This is a genomic window from Catenulispora subtropica (assembly GCF_039531675.1).
GTDB lineage: Bacteria > Actinomycetota > Actinomycetes > Streptomycetales > Catenulisporaceae > Catenulispora > Catenulispora subtropica.
Map to the genome: position 1 here is coordinate 15212 of NZ_BAAAQM010000072.1, position 20635 is coordinate 35846.

17 protein-coding genes are annotated in these 20635 nt (G+C 71.4%); 5 read left to right on the top strand and 12 right to left on the bottom strand.

The features are described from left to right. Positions 1-16: 16 nt before the first annotated feature. Positions 17-1237 (bottom strand): amino acid deaminase/aldolase, encoded by a 1221-nt coding sequence (locus ABD466_RS39235; RefSeq protein WP_344662368.1) that lies wholly within the window; start codon positions 1235-1237, stop codon positions 17-19. Between the two features lie 3 nt (positions 1238-1240). Beyond that, positions 1241-2557: a D-arabinono-1,4-lactone oxidase gene (locus tag ABD466_RS39240; protein WP_344662369.1), complete on the bottom strand. Its 1317-nt coding sequence runs from the start codon at positions 2555-2557 to the stop codon at positions 1241-1243. A 113-nt stretch (positions 2558-2670) separates the two neighbouring features. Between ABD466_RS39240 and ABD466_RS39245 the strand changes: the two genes are divergently transcribed. Next, positions 2671-3597 carry a LysR family transcriptional regulator gene (locus tag ABD466_RS39245; protein ID WP_344662370.1) on the top strand — a complete coding sequence of 309 codons (927 nt, stop codon included), beginning with the start codon at positions 2671-2673 and terminating at the stop codon, positions 3595-3597. Positions 3598-3809: 212 nt separating this feature from the next. Beyond that, a complete protein-coding gene (locus tag ABD466_RS39250) occupies positions 3810-4976 on the top strand; it encodes an MFS transporter (protein WP_344662371.1) in 1167 nt (388 codons plus the stop codon). 445 nt (positions 4977-5421) lie between these two features. Here the strand turns inward: ABD466_RS39250 and glnA are convergent, their stop codons facing one another. Next, positions 5422-6846: a type I glutamate--ammonia ligase gene (glnA, locus tag ABD466_RS39255; protein WP_344662372.1), complete on the bottom strand. Its 1425-nt coding sequence runs from the start codon at positions 6844-6846 to the stop codon at positions 5422-5424. 258 nt (positions 6847-7104) lie between these two features. Between glnA and ABD466_RS39260 the strand changes: the two genes are divergently transcribed. Then, positions 7105-7512, top strand: a complete 408-nt coding sequence (locus tag ABD466_RS39260; protein ID WP_344662373.1) for an RDD family protein — start codon at positions 7105-7107, stop codon at positions 7510-7512. Positions 7513-7810: 298 nt separating this feature from the next. On the opposite strand, the gene ABD466_RS39265 is transcribed toward ABD466_RS39260, so the two are convergent. The 7 genes from ABD466_RS39265 to ABD466_RS39295 form a co-directional block, all read right to left on the bottom strand. Then, the gene (locus ABD466_RS39265) at positions 7811-8536 is read right to left on the bottom strand and encodes a DUF4191 domain-containing protein (RefSeq protein ID WP_344662374.1); all 726 of its coding nucleotides are present in this window, start codon (positions 8534-8536) and stop codon (positions 7811-7813) included. An 86-nt stretch (positions 8537-8622) separates the two neighbouring features. Next, complete coding sequence (locus ABD466_RS39270) at positions 8623-8808, bottom strand: hypothetical protein (protein WP_344662375.1); 186 nt, start codon at positions 8806-8808, stop codon at positions 8623-8625. Between the two features lie 250 nt (positions 8809-9058). Next, on the bottom strand, positions 9059-10060 hold the full coding sequence (lipA, locus tag ABD466_RS39275) for a lipoyl synthase (RefSeq protein ID WP_425558854.1): 1002 nt from the start codon (positions 10058-10060) through the stop codon (positions 9059-9061). A 17-nt stretch (positions 10061-10077) separates the two neighbouring features. Further along, positions 10078-10893 carry a lipoyl(octanoyl) transferase LipB gene (lipB, locus tag ABD466_RS39280; protein ID WP_344662377.1) on the bottom strand — a complete coding sequence of 272 codons (816 nt, stop codon included), beginning with the start codon at positions 10891-10893 and terminating at the stop codon, positions 10078-10080. Positions 10894-10924: 31 nt separating this feature from the next. Then, complete coding sequence (locus tag ABD466_RS39285) at positions 10925-12760, bottom strand: S1C family serine protease (protein WP_344662378.1); 1836 nt, start codon at positions 12758-12760, stop codon at positions 10925-10927. Between the two features lie 210 nt (positions 12761-12970). Continuing rightward, a complete protein-coding gene (locus tag ABD466_RS39290; RefSeq protein ID WP_344662379.1) occupies positions 12971-14518 on the bottom strand; it encodes an ATP-binding protein in 1548 nt (515 codons plus the stop codon). Further along, positions 14515-15204: a response regulator transcription factor gene (locus tag ABD466_RS39295; RefSeq protein ID WP_344662380.1), complete on the bottom strand. Its 690-nt coding sequence runs from the start codon at positions 15202-15204 to the stop codon at positions 14515-14517. The genes ABD466_RS39290 and ABD466_RS39295 overlap by 4 nt, the downstream gene beginning before the upstream one ends. Before the next feature lie 189 nt (positions 15205-15393). Between ABD466_RS39295 and ABD466_RS39300 the strand changes: the two genes are divergently transcribed. Both ABD466_RS39300 and ABD466_RS39305 read left to right on the top strand, forming a co-directional pair. Beyond that, the gene (locus tag ABD466_RS39300; protein ID WP_344662381.1) at positions 15394-18078 is read left to right on the top strand and encodes a DUF4192 family protein; all 2685 of its coding nucleotides are present in this window, start codon (positions 15394-15396) and stop codon (positions 18076-18078) included. After that, entirely contained in the window at positions 18075-18953 is an 879-nt protein-coding gene (locus ABD466_RS39305; RefSeq protein ID WP_344662382.1) for a hypothetical protein, read from the top strand. Before ABD466_RS39300 ends, ABD466_RS39305 begins: the two co-directional genes overlap by 4 nt. On the opposite strand, the gene ABD466_RS39310 is transcribed toward ABD466_RS39305, so the two are convergent. Together ABD466_RS39310 and ABD466_RS39315 are read right to left on the bottom strand one after the other, a co-directional pair. Continuing rightward, positions 18938-19744, bottom strand: a complete 807-nt coding sequence (locus ABD466_RS39310) for a cytochrome b/b6 domain-containing protein (RefSeq protein ID WP_344662383.1) — start codon at positions 19742-19744, stop codon at positions 18938-18940. The genes ABD466_RS39305 and ABD466_RS39310 overlap by 16 nt on opposite strands. Beyond that, positions 19728-20498: a molybdopterin-dependent oxidoreductase gene (locus ABD466_RS39315; protein WP_425558853.1), complete on the bottom strand. Its 771-nt coding sequence runs from the start codon at positions 20496-20498 to the stop codon at positions 19728-19730. The genes ABD466_RS39310 and ABD466_RS39315 overlap by 17 nt, the downstream gene beginning before the upstream one ends. Between the last annotated feature and the right edge of the window lie 137 nt (positions 20499-20635).

Below are 20635 nucleotides of genomic sequence, written 5' to 3' on the forward strand. Positions count from 1 at the left end.
GGCTATCCGAGCGCGGTTACAGCAGGGCCTGGCCCTCACCGCGATAGGTGGGCGGAGAGCCGACGATCCGGTCGCCGTCCACGAGGTGAAGGACGTTCACACGCTCGCACACCTCACCGGCCTTGGTGTGCCGGAACCAGACCCGGTCCCCGACGGCGAGTCGTGCGGCGCCTGGGCCGACGAGCGGCGTCTGTACCTCACCGGCTCCTTCGAGGCCGGTGAGCCGCAGCCCCGCCGGCCACACCGGCGTCGGCAGCCGATCGGCCCCGGCGGCGCCCGAAGCCGGCCAGCCGCCGCCGAGGAGGGTCGCCCGATCGGCGTTCGGGCGCCGGACCACCGACTGGACGAAGAACGCGGCCGGCCGGGGTTGGAAGCCGCGATAGGTGTCGAACAGCGTGGGCGCGTAGAGGCCCGATCCCGCACCGAGTTCCGTGACGGCGGCTTCCGAAGCCGTGCTCTCCAGGCTGCCGGTGCCGCCGCCGTTGACGAACTCCAGCGGCGCCAGCTCGCGGACGGCGGCGATCACGGCGGCGCGGCGGCGCCGAAGCTCGCGCCTGGAGACGGCCTGCAGGGTCCTGATGGCCGTCCGCCGCATCGGCGATCCGGGTGCGTCGTCACCGACGCCGGCGATCTGGGCCTCGTAGGACATCACGCCGACCAGCCGCAGTCCGGAGCGGCCGACGACATCCCGGGCCAGCTCGCGGGCCTGCGCAGGCTCGTGCAGCGGTGACCGGTGGGCGCCGAAGTGGAGCCGGCCGCCGAAGGCCACGAGCGAGGCGTCCAGATCGAGGCAGACGCGCAACGGGTGGCCGCCCGCGGCGGCCGCCGCCGTGAACCGATCCAGATGCGCGGGGCTGTCCGCCATCAGCGTGATCCTGGCCGCGAGTACCGGATCCTCCGCGATCCGGCACAGCGCGTCGTCGTCGGCGGTGGGGTAGCCGACGAGGATGTCGTCGAACTCCTCCGCGAGCCACACGGCCTCGGGAACGGTGAAGGCGAGGATCCCCCGGTAACCGGGCATCGCCAGCACCGACCGCATGATCGCCCGGCAGCGTACCGATTTGCTGGCCAGGCGGATCGGCTTTCCGCCGGCCCGGCGTCGCATGGATTCGGCGTTCTGCCGGAGGGCTCGCAGATCGACCACTGCGAACGGCGGCTGGAGGTCGCGGGTGGCCCGTTCGAGGGCTGCGAAATCAATGGCGGCGTCATTGGTGGCGGCGGAGCTGGAAGCGGTCAACGGTCAGGCCTCCCGTCCGGCCGGAGCGCCGAGGACGCGAGCGACGTAGTCGTTCGTGAACAACCCGTGGGGATCGAGGCGTGCACGGACGGCCTGGAAGTCCTGCCAGGCGGGGTACCGCGCCGCCAACGTGGCGGCGGACTGGAAGTGGCGCTTGCCCCAGTGCGGGCGGCCTTCGTACTCGTCCATGATCGCCTCGACGGCGCGGAAGAAGGGCTCGTACTCGGCTCGCACGACCTGGTGGACGGCGATGTACGCGGTGTCGCGGCCGTAGGCGGTGGACAGGAAGGCGTCGTCGGGTGCCGTGAACCGCACCTCGATCGGGAACAGCACCGGAATCCATCGCGCAACGATGAGAGCCCTGACACGTTCCAACGCCTCCACAGCGTGCACGCGAGGAATGGCGTATTCCATCTCCGTGAACCGCACCCGGCGCTTGTGGGCGTAGACGCGATGGCTGTCGTTCAGCTGCTCATAGCGGCCGATCACCCCGGTGAGCGCGCGGGCCACTCGCGGCACCGCGCCCGGGAACAGGCGCCCGAAATGACAGGCGGCGCCCAGCCCTGCGTTGCTGAGCAGGTCGTCGTTCCACCACGCGGCGAGGCGTCCGGGCGGCGCCGCGGGGCGGTCGGTGCGCTGCGAGGCATAGGTCAGCACCTTGTCGGTGTGCGGCAGGGCCATGACTTCGAAGTGGTCGTGCTCGGCGACCAGGCGATCAAGATCGACGAGCACCTCGGTGGCCGGGCGGACCTCGTCGATCCGGTGAATGCGGAACGCCGGCACGCAACGGAGGGTGTAGCTGGAGATCACGCCGAGGGCGCCGACCGAGACCCGCGCGGCACGCCAGGCGTCGGGGTCGCGCGCCTCGTCGATCTCGACCACGTCGCCGGTCGCGGTGACCAGGCGGCAACCGACGACGTTCGCCGACAGGTTGCGGAAGCGTTCGCCGGTGCCGTGGGTGGCGGTCGCCAGCGCCCCGGCCAGGGACTGGGTGTCGATGTCGCCCTGGTTCTCCAGGGCCAGGCCGTGCTGGTGCAGCTCGGCGGTCAGCCGGTGCAGCTTCACGCCGGCCTCCACGCGCACCAGCCCGGTCGCCCGGTCGACGCCGAGGACCCGCTGCATGCCGGTCTGGTCGATCATGACGCCGTCGGTGAGGCAGGTGTCGGTGAACGAGTGCCCGCTGCCGACGGCGCGGACCCGAAGGCCTTCGCGGGCGGCGCGCTTGATCGCCGCGCTGAGCTGCTCCTCGTCCGCGGGCCGCTCGACACGAGCGGGGACACAGGCCTGTTGCCGAGCCCAGTTGCGCCACTTCTCAGCCACGGTGGTCTCCTTCACGAGGGCGGTGCACAGCGTCCGGGGTATGGCCGCCAACGTAAGTGCGCATCTTCCGCGAGGGAAACAACGTGTTGAACGTGGGTCTACAATGATTCGTTGTGGATGTGGCCACGCAGAAGCTGCGGAACTTCGTCGTGGTGGCCGAGGAGCTGAACTTCAGTCGGGCGGCCGCCCGCCTCTTCGTCACCCAGCAGGCCCTGAGCAAGCAGCTCCGCGATCTCGAGGACGCGGTCGGCACCAGGCTGCTGGAGCGCACCACCCGCAGTATGGCGCTGACCTCGGCCGGCGAGGCGTTCCTGGACGCGGTCCGGGAGTCGCTCGCTGTCCTGGACGCCGGCGTGGCCGCGGCGCGCAGCACCGGCCAGGGCCTGTCCGGGACGATTCGGTTGGGTTTCGTCATCGGTGGCGCCCTGGAGCTGACCACGCCGATCCTGGCCGAGTTCGCGGCCCGCCATCCGGACATCAAGGTGGAGCTACGGGAGAGCGGCTTCGACGACCCGTCCGGCGGCCTGTCCGACGGCCGGTCGGACGTCGCGCTGATCCGGCTCCCCGTGGCGACGCCGGATCTGGAGTGGCTGCCGCTGTTCGTGGAACCGCTGGTCGCCGTGCTGCCCCCGGACCACCCGCTGGCAGTGCGGGCCGTCGTCACGCCCGCCGACATCATCGGCGAACCGCTGACCGTCGGCCGCACCGCCGACACGGCCTGGCGGCGCTACTGGACGCTGGACGAGTACCGCGGCGGCCGTCCGCCCGCAGTGGTCCGGGAGAGCACTTCGCACACCGAGGAGATGCAGGTCGTCGCCGCCGGGCTGGCGTGCTCGGTGACGGCGGTCGGCGCGCGGCGGTACATGCCGCACGCCGGAGTGCGGTTCGTGCCGCTCGCCGGGGTGACCGGGTCGGCGCTGGTCGTTGCCTGGCGGCGCGGGCACCGAAAGGGAGCGGTGGAGCGGTTCGTGAACGTGGCGCAGGAGGTCCGGGATCGAGAGCGCGGTATCGTCGCGGCCATTGAGGATCCGGAGGCCTAGTCGGTCGCAGTCTGCTCGGCCCGCGGCTGGGCTGATGTGCGGACTGGGCTGGTATGCGGGCTTGCTGGCCCGCGCAGACCGGCCTCGCCACTGCGCTTACAACACCTAGTTGTAGTTCGACGCCGAAAGCGTTGTTTCCCGTGCGCGCTGGCACGTCTTTATGGTCGCCATCACACCTCGCCGTTGCAGGGGGGACCGAGAAAGGCGCCGCTATGTCAGAGTCTCGCAGCCGCTGGTCAGCCGTCATCGCCTACGCCCTGCTGGGCGCCGCGACGCAGATCCTTTGGCTGAACTACTCAGGTGTCACTACCGTCGCGGCCGAGCACTACGGCGTTTCCGAGAACGCCATCGGCTGGCTCGCGCAGGTCTTCCCGCTGATGTACATCGTCCTGGCCATCCCGGCCGGCCTAGTCCTCGACCGCTGGTTCCGCGGCGGCCTGTCGGCCGGCGCCGTCCTGACCACCGTCGGCGCGTTGCTGCGGCTCGGGGGCCCGACCTACGGCTGGCTGCTGGGCGGACAGGTCGTCGTCGCGGTCGCTCAGCCACTGGTCCTCAACGCCGTCACCGGCATTACTGGCCGCTACCTCGCTCCAGAGAACCGGCCGAAGGGTATCGCCCTCGGTACCGCGTCCACGTTCGCCGGCATGGTCGTGGCCTTCGTCCTCGGCGCGGTTTTCCCCGGCGCGGACCAGCTCGGCGCGCTGACCGCCGTCAGCGCGGCCTTCACCGTCGTCGCGGCGGTGGCCATGCTCGTTACGGTGCGCCGCCCCGGCGAGCACCACCATGCCACCGAGCGGCCGGGACTGGCCACCCTGCGGCTGGCGTGGTCCGACCCGTTCGTCCGCCGCCTGTGCCTGTTCGCGTTCGCCCCGTCCGGAGCCTTCATCGCCCTCACGACCTACGCGCAGGCGCTGCTCACGCCGGCCGGCGTCAGCTCGTCGACGGCGAGCCTGCTCCTAATGGGCAACGTCGCCGCCGGAGTCGTCGGCTGCGCGATCGTGCCGGTGTTGGCGGCCCGGCGCGGCACCGAGGTCAGGGTCCTCTCCGGCGGCCTGCTGATCACCGCTACAGCGGCCGTCGCCATGGCGATATCACCAGGAACTGCCGTCGGGGCCGTCTGTCTGACGGCAATCGGCTTCGCACTCCTCCCAGCGCTGCCCATCGCCTTCGAACTTGCGGAACGTCACGCCTCACAGGCCGAGGGCACGGCGACCGGGCTCATCTGGATGGCAGGCAACCTCGGCGGCCTCGCCGTCGCGGGCGCCACCGGAATGCTCGTCGGCGACCCCACCACGGCCTTCCTGCTCCTCGGCGCGGTCGCGCTGCTCGGGCTTCCAACAGCCGCTCGTCTTCGCCGCGTGTCGGTGGCAGCGGCGTAGGACCGAGGGCGGAAAGAGCGAACGGGCGTCGTGCCAGCAATCCATACCCGGCTTGTGGCTTTGATCCTTACCGTGGTGTGGACGAGTCTGTGACGTGCGGCGTCGACCTATAAGTCCTCTCACGGCCACTGAAACTGTCCGTGACCCTTGCTTCTTCACCCAGGCGATGTATTCGGCTGGGGAGGCGGCCTAGCCGGTGCAGCGGCACCGCCGGCGTAGGCACACACAGGTCTCATCCGAACGACGGTGGGCCCGCGGCCTCCCGAAGAAGTCCGCGGGCCCACCGCGATCCGAGTTCTGAAGCTACTAGGTCAAGATCATCCGGCCCACATCGGGCCCCATGAGGCTCGAAAACGCCCATGATCAACTGAAGGTGTCCAGCAGCTTCATCCCAGGTCGGCAGTCGTCTTTGCGCCTACGGCGCAGGCCGCTGCCCTAAGCGTGTTCAGATGTCGAAGTACAGCTCGAACTCGTGCGGCGTCGGGCGCAGCCGCACCGGGTCCACCTCACGCTCGCGCTTGTACGAGATCCACGTCTCGATCAGGTCCTGCGTGAACACGCCGCCCTCGAGCAGGTAGCCGTGGTCGGCCTCCAGCGCGTCGAGCACGGCCGGGAGCGAGGCCGGCACCTGCGGGATCGAGGCGTGCTCGTCCGGCGGGAGCTCGTACAGGTCCTTGTCCACCGGGGCCATCGGCTCGATCTTGTTCTTCACGCCGTCCAGGCCGGCCAGCAGCATCGCCGAGAAGGCCAGGTACGGGTTGGAGGACGGGTCCGGGCAGCGGAACTCGATGCGCTTGGCCTTCGGGTTCGAGCCGGTGATCGGGATGCGGATGCACGCCGAGCGGTTGCGCTGCGAGTAGACCAGGTTCACCGGGGCCTCGTAGCCGGGGACCAGGCGGCGGTAGCTGTTCACCGTCGGGTTGGTGAAGGCCAGCAGCGACGGCGCGTGCTTCAGGAGGCCGCCGATGTAGTGCCGGGCGGTGTCCGACAGGCCCGCGTAGCCGACCTCGTCGTAGAACAGCGGGGCGCCGTCCTTCCACAGGCTCTGGTGGCAGTGCATGCCCGAGCCGTTGTCGCCGAAGACCGGCTTGGGCATGAAGGTGGCGGTCTTGCCCGCGCCCCAGGCGACGTTCTTGATGATGTACTTGAACAGCATCAGGTCGTCGGCGGCGGCCAGCAGGGTGTTGAAGCGGTAGTTGATCTCCGCCTGGCCGGCCGAGCCGACCTCGTGGTGCTGGCGCTCGACGACCAGGCCGGAGTCGATCAGCGTGCGGCTCATGGTGGCGCGCAGGTCGGCGTAGTGGTCGTTCGGGGCCACCGGGAAGTAGCCGCCCTTGACCCGCGGCTTGTACCCGCGGTTGCCGCCCTCTTCCTTGCGGCCGGTGTTCCAGAACGCCGCCTCGGCGTCGATGTGGTAGTAGCTCTCCTGCGAGCCGGAGGCGAAGCGGACGTCGTCGAAGACGTAGAACTCGGCCTCGGGGCCGAAGTAGCAGGTGTCCGCGATGCCCGAGCCGCGCAGGTACGCCTCGGCCTTCTTGGCCACGTTGCGCGGGTCGCGGGAGTAGGCCTCGCCGGTCAGCGGGTCGTGGATGAAGAAGTTGATGTTGAGGGTCTTCTCGGCGCGGAACGGGTCCAGGCGCGCGGTGGTGACGTCCGGCAGCAGCTGCATGTCGGACTCGTGGATGGCCTGGAAGCCGCGGATCGAGGAGCCGTCGAAGGCCAGCCCGTGGGCGAAGACGTCGGCGTCGAACGACTCGACCGGCACGGTGAAGTGCTGCATCACGCCGGGCAGGTCGCAGAACCGCACATCGACGCTCTTCACGTCGTTGTCCTTGAGGTACTTCAGTACCTCGTCGGCGTTCGAGAACATCAACTACTCCTTTGAGTACGCTTCTCACCGGCCGCTTGGCGCGCCTGCCGACGGCTCACCTGCGGGCCGGGTCTCCCAACGGGCACTCCTGTGACCGTAGGACAGGGCGGTTTCCCGGCCGTGTCCCTTTTGTTTCCGGCGTGTTACACGGAGCCCCGGCACTGTCCAACCTACTCCTTAGATCACGACCACCCCCTCCGGACGCCTCCGACCGATGGTGGTGGCGGGTCTGAAACCCGCCCGGGGTACCGTGGTGGCATGACCTCGTCCGACTACTACGGCCAGCGCCTCGGCCTGCCGCGCTCGGGTCCCGGCTCGCTGGCCACGGTCGGCCGCCGGCTGGCCGCGCTGATGATCGACTGGGCGCTCGCCTACGGGCTGGCCTACCTGCTGGTCGGGGACCGCCTGCTGAAGACCGGCCAGTTCGCGGCGCTGAGCTTGCTGGCGGTGATGTACCTGGTGGGGCTGGGGATCAGCGGCTCCACCCTGGGCATGGCGGCCCTGGGGCTGCGCGTCACGTCCGACCAGGGCGGCAAGGCCTCGCCGTACGCCGTCGGGATGCGCACGGTGCTCCTGTTCCTGTTCGTCCCGGCCGTGATCTGGGACGCCGACGGCCGCGGCATGCACGACCGGGTGGCGCACACGATGATCGTCGCCACCCGCTGAGGATCATGGCGACCCGCTGAGCCGCTCGGTCGAATCGGCGGCTCCAGGACCGCTCGGCTGAACCGGCGGGGCTTGAGGCTCCCTTGAGCCGCCTGCGGCGCCGAACAGGCTGTTCCGAACCCTCTCGCGCCTTTCCATGCCCGCTCAGGAGCCCGAAGAGCCGCTCTGCGGCACTCCCGGACAGGAACGAGACATGACAACGGCCCGCGACCGTCACGGTCGCGGGCCGTCCGACTCCCCAGCACGTTCCGTGGCATTTCGGCGCCATTACATCGGGCGCACTGCCACTCTGCGACGACTAGCGGATCTGGCCCCGCGGCATCTTCCCGTTACGCGGCATCGGGCCCTTCGGGATCGGCATGTTCGGGCCCACGGCCTTCAGCCGGTTCTGGAACGCCAGCACCTGCGCCGGCCGCAGGTACGACTTGCCGGCCGCGGGCTTGAGCCGCATCACGGTCCGGTTCAGCCGGCCCAGCGGGACCATGCCCTCCTCGTCGCCGGCGATGATGTCCTCGGCCACCAGCGGCACGTCCGGCCCGAACAGCCGGGTCAGGTGCCGGCGCTCCTCGGTGAACAGCGTCTTGAGCCGGTTCGGGTTGCCCTCGCCGACCAGGATGATGCCCGGCCGCCCGAGCACCCGGTGGATCATGTCCTGCTGCCGGTTGAACCGCACGCCCGGGGTCACGTCCCAGCCGCGGCGCAGCGTGTCCAGCACCGAGGCGGCCGCCCCGGGCTGCCCCTTGATCGAGGCGTAGGCCGCGCGCTGCGCCCGCCGCCCGAAAACGATCATCATGGCCAGCACGGCCACCGGGATCCCGAAGATCCCGTAGAACACCGGCGACCCCAGCAGGAAGCCCAGGCCCACGAAGACCACCAGGGCTCCCACGCCCCACGCGGCCAGCACCAGCGGGAGCTTGGGATCCTCCTTGCGGGTCATCGAGTAGACCTCGCGGATCTGCCTGATCCGGCCCTTCTTGGGGGCGGCCCCGCCGTCGGGGGTGTTCGTCGTGGTGTCGCGTGCCATGGCACGCAGGATACGTGGTGCTCGCGCGTGGTGGTAAACCAGTTCGGTGCTCAGGTCGCCGGCCGGCTCGCCATCGGGTCCTCCGGTTACTCGGCGCCGGCGCCGAGCCTGGTGAGCGACTCGTGCGCGGCGGCCCGCACCGCGGCGCGTTCCCGGGCCTCCAACACCGCCGCCCGCGCGTTGGCGAGCGCGCGCTGGTGGCCGCCGGCGCGCAGCACGCGGCGTTCGAAGGTCAGGAGCATGGAACGGACAGAGGACGTTGCGGAGCTCATGGCTGAGGACCTCGACCTGAAGACAAGCGGGCAGACAGGGGGAAGTGCGGGAGTGCGTTCGCTGGGCGATATACAGCGCGGCTGGTGGCGTGCCGCTGCCACTATCAAAGTTCTTTGTTACCGGTCTGGCGCCGGAGGGTCAAATCGTGGTAACGGGATACGCAATACTCCGCATTCCCGTGCCGGAACACGAAGCGGCCCCGGTCGCTCGGACCGGGGCCGCTTCTCACAACTTCCTGATATCGACGGGTTACGCGAGCACCGCCGCCGCGGCGGCCTCGCGGGCCGCGACCGCCTCCTGGTACAGCCGCCCGGCGCGGTAGGAGGACCGCACCAGCGGGCCGGACATGACTCCGAAGCCCATCTCCCGCGCCTCCTCGGCGAGTTCGACGAACTCCTCCGGCTTCACCCAGCGCATCACCGGGTGGTGCCGCGGCGAGGGGCGCAGGTACTGGGTGATGGTCACCAGGTCGCAGCCGGCCTCGCGCAGGTCGGCCAGCGCCTGCGAGATCTCCTCGCGCTCCTCGCCCATCCCCAGGATCAGGTTGGACTTGGTGACCAGGCCGAAGTCGCGGGCCTGGCGGATCACGTCGAGCGAGCGCTCGTAGCGGAAGCCGGGCCGGATCTCCTTGAAGATCCGCGGCACCGTCTCGATGTTGTGCGCCAGCACCTCCGGCCGGCTGCCGAACACCTCGGCCAACAGCTCGGGCTTGGCGTGGAAGTCCGGGATCAGCAGCTCGACGCCACAGCCGGGCAGGAGCTCGTGGATCTGGCGGACGGTCTCGGCGTACAGCCAGGCGCCCTCGTCCTCCAGGTCGTCCCGCGCGACACCGGTGACGGTGGCGTACTTCAGGCCCATGGTCTGCACGGACTCGGCCACGCGGCGCGGCTCGTCGGTGTCGTAGGCCTTCGGCTTGCCGGTGTCGATCTGGCAGAAGTCGCAGCGCCGGGTGCACTGGTCGCCGCCGATGAGGAAGGTGGCCTCGCGGTCCTCCCAGCACTCGTAGATGTTGGGACAGCCGGCCTCCTCGCACACCGTGTGCAGGCCCTCGCTGCGCACCAGGCTCTTCAGCCCGGTGTACTCCGGGCCCATCTTGGCCCGGGTCTTGATCCAGCTCGGTTTCTTCTCGATGGGGACGGCGCTGTTGCGGACCTCAAGCCGGAGCAGCTTGCGGCCTTCTGGTTCTGGGGTGACGGCCGTCACTTCGAGTCTCCTTGTGAGAGGGGTACCGCGGTTTCCTGTGATTACCAGCCTACGCGGGCTGGAGGCTATTCCTTCACCGCGCCGACCAGGGCGGACGCCTGGGATTGCTCGGCGAGCACGTCCTGGAGGTGCCCGGCGATCAGCGGCGCGACCTCGTCGACGGTCACGTCCCGGCCGAGCTCGGCGGACAGCGAGGTGACGCCGGCGTTCCGGATCCCGCAGGGGATGATCTTGTCGAACCAGGCCAGATCGACGTCGCAGTTGATGGCGAAGCCGTGCATGGTCACGCCCTTGGCCACCCGCACGCCGATCTGCGCCAGCTTGCGGTCGGCCTTGCGCTGGCCGGCGTTGGACGGGGCGTACTCCGGGCCGGCCAGCCGCGGGTCGAACTCCTCGTCCTCGTCCACCGGGGCGCCGACGGTGCGCAGCTGCAGGTTCAGCCCGCCGAGGTCCTGGCGCTCGATCGCGTCGCCGAGGATCCACACACCGCTGCGGCCGTGGATCCGGGTGGTCTCCAGGCCCAGGTCGGAGCAGGCCCGGATCATCGCCTCCTCCAGGCGCCGGACGTGGCCGACCACGTCCATCGCCTCCGGCAGGCGCAGGATCGGGTAGCCGACCAGCTGGCCGGGCCCGTGGAAGGTGATGCGGCCGCCGCGGTCGACGTCCAGGACCGGGGTGCCGTCGGTGGGCCGCTCCTCGGGGGCGGTGCGGCGGCCCGCGGTGAACACCGGCGGGTGCTCCAGCAGGATCAGGGTGTCGCCGACCTCGTCGGCCACCCGCTTGGCGTGGACCTCGCGCTGGAGATCGAGCGCCGCCAGATACGGAACGGCCTCCGCGCCGAAACCGGCGCGGAGGACCGCGATTCCACTTTCGTCAGACACCCCTCAAGGGTACGCCTGCTTCTTACCGCCCCTACTGGGCCGGGGCGGTCGGCACCTTGAGCACGCCCAGGGTCACGTTGACGGTGTTGGAGCTGCCGTCACGGGTGAAGGTGACCGGGATCGTGTCGTTCGGCCGGTGCGAGCGCACCGCGGCGGCCACGTCGGCGTAGGAGTACACCAGCCGGTCGCCGATCTTGGTGATCACGTCGCCGGACTTCAGGCCCGCCTTGTCGGCCGGCCCGCCGGAGGGCACCTGCTCCACCTTGTAGCCCTTGGTGGTACGGGTGGTGGTGTCGCCGTTGCCGGACTGCTGCACGCCCAGCGAGGCGATCTGCGCCGGCTGGCCCTTGGCCAGGGCGTCGACGATCGGCAGCGCCTCGCTGATCGGGATCGCGAAGCCCAGGCCGATGGAGCCGGCCTGCTCGCTGCTGCCGCCGAGTCCGCCGGACTTGCTGTTGGAGGCGATCGCCGAGTTGATGCCGATGACGTTGCCCTGCATGTCGGTCAGCGGGCCGCCGGAGTTGCCGGGGTTGATCGCGGCGTCGGTCTGCACCGCGTCCAGCACCACGGTCTGGCCGGTGTCGCCCTGGGTCTGCACCGGACGGTTCAGGGCGCTGACGATGCCGGAGGTGACGGTGCTGGTCAGGCCGAGCGGCGACCCGATGGCGACCACCTGCTGGCCCACCGCCAGGTTCTTGGAGTCGGCGAACGAGGCCTTGGTCAGGCCGGAGACGCCGTCGGCCTTGATCACGGCCAGGTCGGCCAGCGGCTCGGTCCCGACCACGTGCGCGGTGGCGGTCTTGCCGTCGTTGAACGTGACGGTGATGGTGGCCGGGCCGCCGGTGCCCTTGGTGGAGCCGTTGTTGCCCTGGTCGCCGCCGAACGGGTTGTTGTTCTGCTGCTGGTTGCTGTTGCTGTTGCTGTTGCCGGCGGCCGCCGCGGCCACCACGTGGTTGTTGGTGACGATCAGGCCGTCGGAGCTGTAGATGATGCCGGTGCCCTCGTCGCCGCTGCCGTCCGAGGTGCTGACCTGGATGTCGACCACGCTGGGCATGACCGACGAGGCCACCTGGGTGACGCTGCCGGGGGTGTTCAGCGCGGTGTTGTTGGTGTTCAGCGGGGCGCGGCCGCTCGACGTGGGCGACGCGGACGCAGTGCCGCTGTCCTTGACCGCGTAGGTGACCGCGGTGCCGATGCCGCCGCCGATCAGGCCCGCGACCAGGGCCACCGCGACCAGCATCTTGCTGGCGCCGGACGCGGAGCGCTTCTCCTGCGAGCCGGGGGGCATGTAGGGCGGGAAAGTCTGAGCGTCGGAGGGCGCGGCCCAGTTCGGCGGAGGGGTCGGGCCGGGGCCGAGGTGGGTGCCGTTGCCGTTCCCGGGCTGCTGCGCGGTGTGCTGCTGGGCGGCCTGGCCGAAGGCGGCGCCGGGCTGAGTCGGCTGGCCGGGCGGCGTCGGCTGGCCGGGCTGAGTCGGCTGGGCGGGCTGGGCAGGCTGGCCGGGCTGGGCCGGCGGGACTGGCGCCGCCTGCGCCTGCGCGGCCTGCGTCGCCGGAGCGCCCTGCCCCGCGGCCGGGTCCGGCTGCGCCGCCTGGACCGCCGGCTGCACCAGCGTCTGCTCGTCGGCCGGCTGGATCAGCGTCGGCTGGTCGGCCGCAGCCGGTGTGGGGGCCGTCGCACCGGCCAGGGGGTCCGCACCGTCGCCGGCCGGGAAGGACGCCGTCGTGGCGTTGGGGTCCTGAGCCCCGGAGCCGCCGGACGTGGCGGGGTTCGCGCCGAAGGTGTCGCGCACGTCCTGGTGCGCGGCCTCGCCGGCACCGTTTTCGCCCAGGCCGCCGACGCCGCCTGCGTTGCTCGAGGGTTCGTTCATGTCGAGGAGCTTCGCCTGTTCACCTTAAGAGCTGCTGAGACCTGGTCAAGAGGTGACCGAAAAGACACCCAGGAGTGCCGCGTCGCCGCGGGTGCGCTCCTGGGTTCCGACCTTATGCCGTCGTGGACGTCTGTGACATGTTCGGCACGTCACGGCGTCGCGCGCGGCACGGATGCTCAAGGTGTTGACCTTCTCAGGGGCGCGCGACGATCACGCGGCCGGGGGCGGCGGGTCGGTCTCGGCCGCCGCCTCTTCGGTCGGGTGTCCGGGCAGCCACAGCCCCAGCAACGCGCCGCCGCTCGGGGCCCGCGCCGCCGCGACCCGGCCGCCGTGGTTCTCAGCGGCCTGCCGCACGATCGCGAGGCCCAGCCCGGAGCCCGGCATGGTGCGGGCCTCGGGGGAGCGGTAGAAGCGCTCGAAGACGTGCGGCAGGTCGGCGTCGGCGATGCCCGGCCCCTCGTCGGAGACCTGGAGCAGGCCGTCGGTCAGGCGCACCGTGACCGTCCCGTCCTCCGGGCTCCACTTGGCGGCGTTGTCCAGCAGGTTCGTCACGGCACGCTCCAGCGTCGCCGGATCGCCCTCCAGGAACCAGGGCTCGACCTGGATGTCGAACTTCAGATGCGGGGCCCGGCGCCGGACCCGGTCCACGGCCTGCCGCACCACGTCGGCGAGGTTCACCGGCTCCGGCGCGGCCTGCGGCGTGGCGTCGCGGGAGAGCTCGACCAGGTCGCCGACCAGGACCGAGAGCTCCTCCATCTGGGCGCGCACGTCCGCGATGAGCTCGGCGCGGTCGGCGTCGCTGATCCGGCCGCTCCCGGGACCCTCGGCACCGGGCTCCGCCCCCGGCCCGAAGACCTGCGCCAGCAGGTCGATGTTGGTGCGCATCGAGGTCAGCGGGGTGCGGAGCTCGTGCCCGGCGTCGGCGATCAGGCGCCGCTGGTGCTCTTGCGAGCGGGCCAAGGCGGTCAGCATCGCGTTGAAGCTGGTGGCCAGCCGTGCGAGCTCGTCAGTGCCCTGCACCTCGATCGGCCGCAGGTCGCCGGTCCTCGCGACGTACTCGGTCGCCTCGGTGAGCCGGTCGACCGGCCGCAGGCCGGTGCGGCCGACGGTGATGCCGGCGCTGCCCGCGACCGCGATCCCGGCGATGCCGACCAGGATGGAGACCAGGGTGAGGCGTCCGAGGGTCTGCTGGGTGTCGTGGGTGGACTCGGCGAGGAGGACGCCCTGGTGTTCCCCGGGGAATGCCGCGTTCTGCGCCACTGGCACGGTCACCATGCGGACCCGGGTCCCGTCGGCGAGCTTCACCGTCCGGAACGCGGTGCCTTCTCCATTGAGGGCCACCTGGAGGTCCGCCTCGGACGGCTTGAACATCGGAGGGCTGTCCTTCACCACGTACACCTGGTCGTCGCTGTTGAAGACGACCACCTTGGTGTCGCTGTAGGTCGGCAGGTCGAACTGCAGGAGCGGCTGCTGATACCGCCGGGCTTCCTCCACCTGGCCCTGGACCATCTGGGCGGCCTGGCTCGCGTGGTTGTACAACGTCGTGTCGGTCTGGCTCAGGATCTGGTTGCGGACCGTCACGAACGCCGCCATCGAGGCCAGCGCCACGCTCACGCCCACCGCCACCATGACCAGCGCCGTGATCCGGGTGCGCAGCGGGACGTGCGACATCAGCTCGGTTATCCGGGCGCGCAGGCGCTCGTACGGTCCGGGACGCCCCTCGTGGTCGTGCCGCTCAGCTTCGGCGAAAGGGTTCACGGGGCCGTCTCACGCAGCGAATAACCCACCCCTCGGACCGTGTGGATCAGCCGCGGCAGGTTCTCGGCCTCGGTCTTGCGGCGCAGGTAGCCGACGTAGACCTCCAGCGAGTTGGCGGTGGTCGGGAAGTCGTAGCCCCAGACCTCCTCCAGGATCTGCGCACGGGTCAGCACCTGCCGGGGGTGCCTCATCAGCAGCTCCAGCAGGTTGAACTCGGTCCGCGTGAGGCGCACCGGCTTGCCGGCCCGCGTCACCTCCCGGGTGGCCGGGTCCAGGGTGAGGTCGGCGAAGGCCAGCGGGGCGTCCGACTGGTCGGCGAGCGTGCCCTGGGTGCGGCGCAGCAGCGCGCGCAGCCGGGCCAGCAGCTCCTCGAGGGCGAAGGGCTTGGGCAGGTAGTCGTCGGCCCCGGCGTCCAGGCCCGCGACCCGATCCGGCACCGCGTCCCGCGCGGTGAGCAGCAGCACCGGCAGGTCTTCACCCGCCGAGCGGAGCCGACGGCACGTCTCCAGCCCGTCCAGCCTCGGCATCATGACGTCGAGCACCACGGCGTCCGGCCGCCGCTTCGCGATCGCCTCCAGCGCCTGCAACCCGTCTGCCGCGAGCTCCACCTCATAGCCGTTGAAGGCCAGCGAGCGGCGCAGCGAGTCCCGGACCGCCTGGTCGTCGTCCACCACGAGGATGTGCATGGCCGCATTCTGCCCCGCCCGGTTGAGAAAGCGCTGAGATCAACCCGACGTCTTCCCCAACCGCACCCCCCACCCCAAGCGTGCGCATTAGACCATTAGAGGGATACAAGTTATCCACACCCCCCCTTTATCCACAGACAGTCATGTCACGGTCGCACTCAGTGCCCACCACTCGGCACAGTATCCGTCATGGATCACGACCTCACCACGGCCCCCGAGCCCGGCGCCCCCACCGCCGGCCACCCGGAGACCGTCAGCCCTCATCCGCCCGGCCCCCCGGCCCCGAGCCCGGCCGGCCCCCCGCCGCCTCCCGCCGGCGACCCCGGCCCGGTCATGTCCGAGGATGCCGGTCGAGGTCCCGCGCCCCACCTCGGCGGCTCTTCGTCCTCCGGCGAGACTGACAGCGGCTGTGCTTCCATCCCCGCCCCCGCGAGCGGTTCCGGCAGCGCCGACAGCGGCGGGAGCGACACCGATCGCGTCGGCACCGATCGCGTCGACAGTGACCGCGTCGACAGCGACCGCGACTCCCGCCTCGGCACCGATCCCGGCGCGACGGGTCTCGACAGCCGCGTCGCCCCTGCGCCGGATTCCGACGCGGGTCCCACCCCGGCATCTGCCCCCGCCTCGGCGCCTCTCACCGCCCCTGATCCCGGCGGCACCCCCTCAGGGGGCGTCGACGCCGGCGGTCTCGACGGCGGCAGCGCCGGTGCCACCCCCGGCACGGTCCGTCTCGCGTCCCCGGGCTCGGTCGTGGCCTCGATCCCGCTCCTCTTCGGCTTCCACCCGGACAACAGCCTGGTCATCCTCGGCATCGGCCGCTCGGCCGGCGGCGGCCGCTACATCCGCCACGGCGTCCGCATCGACCTGGACCAGGTTCGCGGCCAGGAACGCACCGCGGCGCTGGAGCTCGCCGCCCGCCTCCGCGACCACGAGGCCGAGATCGCCATCCTGGTCGCGTTCGGCCCCCGCGGCGCCACCGGCGCCAAGGCCCGCCCCGACCACTGCCGCAAACTCATGGCCGCCTTCCGCGCCCAGATCGAGGCCGCCCCCACCGAGGAACGCGTCACCGTCGTCGACGCCCTCTACACCTGCAACGGCCGCTGGTGGTCCTACATGTGCCGCAACCCCCGCTGCTGCCCCACCGCCGGCACCGTAGTCCCCGCCGAGGCACCCCCGGGCCTGACCACCGCCCTCACCACCCGCGGCCACACCGTCTACCCCAGCCGCGAAGCCCTCGACGCCACCCTCGCCCCCTACCCGCCCGACGTCCTGGCCCGCACCGCCGCAGCCGCCGAACACCTCGACCCCACGTGGTACGACACCGACGCCGGCCTCGCCGACGCCCGCCGTCTGATGGACACCCTCCTCCTCCGCTGCGGCGAAGCGGGCCCCCACCCGGCACCCGCCCCGGCCACCCACCGCAGCACCGTGGACCGCGCCACCGCGGACCGCGGCACACCCGCCCGCGTCACCGCCGCCCGCACCACTCCGCGCCGCCTCACGACCACCGCCACGATCAGCGCCGCAGCTTTCGCCCCCGCCGCACGGGCCCGAACAGCCGCCGCCGAGTCACCGCGTTCCGCTCGCCGGCGCATCACCGCCACGGCCACGGTTCCGGCCGCGGCCGACTGCGACACGTCGACTGCTGACTCACCTGCCGTGTCCCGGGCACCCCACGGCGTCGCGGACACGGTCCCGGTGACGACTGAGAACGGCCTCTCCCACGCCGACTCAGCCACCACCCGCCGCTCCCGAACGGGCGCCGAGTCTCCCCGCGCAGGTCGACGCATCTCAGCCACCACCGCGGTGCGCTCCGAGTCGTCGGATCCCGCCGCCCGGACCACGTCCCTTCGCAGCGGCGCCTCCTCCGCCGAGCGTGGGTCCTCCGCCTCCACGACCACCCGCGAGCCCAATACCGCAGCTGGTTCCCCCCGCTCTGCCCGACGTGACGCCGCCATCACCTCCACTGGCCCCGTCGACATCGCCTCTAGCACCTCCGCGGTCCCGTCCTCTCGTCGGACCAACCGTGTCCCCGCACTAGGCGCTCCTGCCGACCCCTCCGCGCCCGGCACTAGCCGCGTCCGCATCGCTGCGGCCGAGCCCTCCCGCTCCGCACGCCGAGGCGCAACAGTCACCGTCTCCGTCGACACCGGCGCCACCTCCGAAGCCCCCGCGCCAAGTGCCTCCACCGACGGCTTCGCGCCGGCCCCTGCCCCCGCCACCACCCGTGCCCGCGCCCGCATTGCCGCGGCCGAGCCCTCCCGCTCCGCTGGCCGCGGCGCAGCCGCCACCGTCTCCGTCGACACTGCCGCCGCCATCCCCGCGGCCCGCTCCGGTCGCCGCGCCAACCGCATTCCTGCCCTCGGCGCCCCCGTGGAGGACTTCGCACCCGACGCGGACGCGCCGCCGATCAGCGATGCGGAGGCGGCGCAGCTGCTGATCGCCCTCCTCAACTGGCGCGTGCGCGACTACCTCGCCTGCGCGGCTGCGACCGAGGATTCCGCGGGGCGGTTGCTGCGGCTGTGCACCGAGTTGGCGCGGCGGGCGCCGCATCCTGAGCTTCGCCTCGCCCCCTACGCGCTGGCAGCGTGGGCGGCGTGGGCGATCGGCCGGCCGTCGGTCGCGCAGTGCGCGGTCGACCGGGCGCTGGCCATCGATCCCGAGTACAAGTTCGCCTCGCTGATCCGTGCCGGCCTGCATCACGCCATCGATGGCGAGGGTGTGCGCGAGTCCGCCGCCAATACGCGGCGCGATCTGTTCGGTGAGGTCCCCGTCGATGCCGACGTCGCCGATCCGGAGTCCGCTCCGGTCCCCGTTCCTTCTCAACGTTCGACCGAATCCGTCCCCGTAGACACCGATCTGGAGGTGCCATGAGCATCCGCATAGAGCAAGTCGCCACCCCGAGCACGCCGCCGAACCGGCGTACCCGGCGGCGTCTGCCCCACAACCTGGGCGACGTCCGTCGCCTCGCCGCACAGGCCCTGCTTCGTCCCGGCGGTGAGCCCGGCGCGACCCGGCTGCCGCGCCTGACGCGTCGTAGCACGTCGTGTCTCGCCCTCGCCGTGGCCGCGCTGGCGGTCCCGACGGTGCCGAGTACGGCCTCCGCCGCCGCGCCGGCGCCGGCGCCGGGGGTCCACGTCCGGCACCACCTCCCGTCGCACCTGACCTTCCCGGACCCGGGTGCCGTGACCTTCCAGACCTGGGCCACCGCGGGCTGGTCGTTGACCCCGCCGCACGCGGCGGTCGATCCGCGCTGCCTGACCCTCCCGCACCACCACCGGTGCACGCCGTGGCAGTTCCCGGTCACCGAGCCGATGGCGTTCTCCGGGCCGGTGCCGGTCGATGACAGCCGTTCTGTCGTCGGATCCTTCCCCGGCTCCCACCTCAGCCCTCGGGTCGGGGGTGACGTCGACGGTCCCGACACGACCGGGACGTCCGGAGGTGGGGACTCCTCAGCGGACGTGAGCACCACGACACCCGGCGGCCGTGCGGACTCCGACGTCCCACGTTGGGCGTCGACGGGTCACCAGCGCGGTGACTCCGAGGCCATGCGCCCTCGCGTGCTTCCCGCCGCGGCCAGCGCCGCGCCCCTGAGGACACCCTGTCTGCGAGCGGCCTACCTGGTCGGCAAGGACCGCCGCATGCTGGCCCATCTGCGTCCGGCCGTGGATGCCATGGGCGTCGTCGTCAGCCATCGCCACGCGGCGTGCGCGGCGATGGTCGACCATCTCTCTCAGGCTCGCGCCTGATGCCCAGCGCCACCTGCCGCTTCGCGCGCGCCCGCCTTCGGGCGGGCCGCGCGGTCCTCCGCCTCGCCGTCAGTGTCGGAGCCAGAGTCGGGGCCGGAATCGGAAGCAGGCTCCGAGCCCGAGCCCGCCGCCACTTCCGCCGCCCACGCGCGGTGCTCCTGCTCCGCCCACCGCCGCGTCACCCAGCCGGTCCGCATCCCGACCCGCGCCTGCCGGTCGTTCACTGCGAACCACACGTGTCCGATCACCACGAACCCGATCGCCAGCGCCAGCCAGTCGTGCACGAAGGTCGCGCCGGTCCGCATCGACACCCCGACCAGGTGCGGGAACCACATCAACGTCCCGGTCCCGACCATCACCAGGATCGCCCCGCATTGGAACGCCGCGTTCAACTTCTGCCCGGCATTGAACTTGCCCACCGGCAGCGCCAGTTCCCGAGCTCGTTCCGCCCGCCACGCCCGCTTCTTCAGCCAGGTCCGGTCGGTGTCGTTGTGCCGGCTCAGGCGCCGTACGTCTGCCCGATACGCCCGCGACAGCAGCCCGGCCGCCATCGGGATGGGCAGGCTCCAGCCGCTGTAGAGGTGGATCAGGGCCAGGGCCTGACGGTGGCCGATCCGCACCGACAACGACGGCAGGTAGAGGACCGCTCCGGTCGCGATCAGCGTCAGCATCAGCGTGGCGGTCGTCCGGTGCACCAGGCGCTCGGCACGGGTGAAGCGTTCGATCCGCCCGCCGCCGGCGGTGCCCGTGTCGGTACCGGCGTCGTCGCCGCCCTCAGCTCGTCGGAACATCGCCGGTCCTGCCGTTCGACTTGCCCACCCACGCATCGACGTCGTATCCGAAGTTCTCCCAGTATCCGGGACGGACCGAGTCCACCACCTGGATCTCCGACAGCCACTTGATGCTCTTGTAGCCGTACATCGGCGCCGCGTAGAGCCGTACCGGCCCACCGTGGTCGTGGCTCACCGCCCCGTTCAGCATCCGCGTCGCGATCAGCATGTCCGGGTTCTGCGCCTGGTCCAGGGTCAGCGACTCGGTGTAGGTCCCGTCGAAGGACACGAAGCGCAGCGCCTTCGCCGAGCTCTGTACTCCGGCCAGCGCCAGCATGTCGCGCAGCCGCACGCCGCTCCACGGCACCTTCGGCACCCGCCACCCGGTCACGCACTGGAAGTCGCGCACCATGTCGGTCTGCGGCAGCGCGGCCAGATCGGTGAGCGAGAACTTCTGCGGCCGGTCCACCAGCCCGGTGACCGCCAGCCGATAGGTGGCCGGGTCCGCCTTCGGCACGTCGCCGGTCACGGTGTAGAAACGCCACTCGTTGCCCAGCGGAAGGAGGTTGGTCAACCCTGTCGGGTCGTGTTGTGCCACGCCGGCCAGGAACCGCTGCACGGCGGCTCCGCCGACCACTCCCACGGCCCCCAGGCCCACGACGCCGAACACGACGCGCCGCCCGACCGGCCGCCCTTCCCCATCCGGCCGGTCGGGCCCTTCACCAGCACCGCCGCGGCCGGTCACGCCGCGCGGGACGTCGAATGCCTCACCCACGTACCCATGACATCACCGCAGGTCACGCCGCACCACCATCCGGAAGGGAGGTTCTCGGGTTCGTAATAATTCCGCCACTGATCTGGCCGCCCGTTCAGGAAGGAGCGCAGACTGCTGAAACGGCGAGGGGCCGGGCC

Excerpts from the sequence above, each read along its gene's own strand:
- ABD466_RS39250 (WP_344662371.1), top strand. The coding sequence starts at position 3,810 with ATGTCAGAGTCTCGCAGCCGCTGGTCAGCCGTCATCGCCTACGCCCTG.
- glnA (WP_344662372.1), bottom strand. The coding sequence starts at position 6,846 with ATGTTCTCGAACGCCGACGAGGTACTGAAGTACCTCAAGGACAACGAC.
- ABD466_RS39260 (WP_344662373.1), top strand. The coding sequence starts at position 7,105 with ATGACCTCGTCCGACTACTACGGCCAGCGCCTCGGCCTGCCGCGCTCG.
- ABD466_RS39265 (WP_344662374.1), bottom strand. The coding sequence starts at position 8,536 with ATGGCACGCGACACCACGACGAACACCCCCGACGGCGGGGCCGCCCCC.
- ABD466_RS39270 (WP_344662375.1), bottom strand. The coding sequence starts at position 8,808 with ATGAGCTCCGCAACGTCCTCTGTCCGTTCCATGCTCCTGACCTTCGAA.
- ABD466_RS39285 (WP_344662378.1), bottom strand. The coding sequence starts at position 12,760 with ATGAACGAACCCTCGAGCAACGCAGGCGGCGTCGGCGGCCTGGGCGAA.
- ABD466_RS39295 (WP_344662380.1), bottom strand. The coding sequence starts at position 15,204 with ATGCACATCCTCGTGGTGGACGACGACCAGGCGGTCCGGGACTCGCTG.
- ABD466_RS39300 (WP_344662381.1), top strand. The coding sequence starts at position 15,394 with ATGGATCACGACCTCACCACGGCCCCCGAGCCCGGCGCCCCCACCGCC.
- ABD466_RS39305 (WP_344662382.1), top strand. The coding sequence starts at position 18,075 with ATGAGCATCCGCATAGAGCAAGTCGCCACCCCGAGCACGCCGCCGAAC.
- ABD466_RS39310 (WP_344662383.1), bottom strand. The coding sequence starts at position 19,744 with ATGTTCCGACGAGCTGAGGGCGGCGACGACGCCGGTACCGACACGGGC.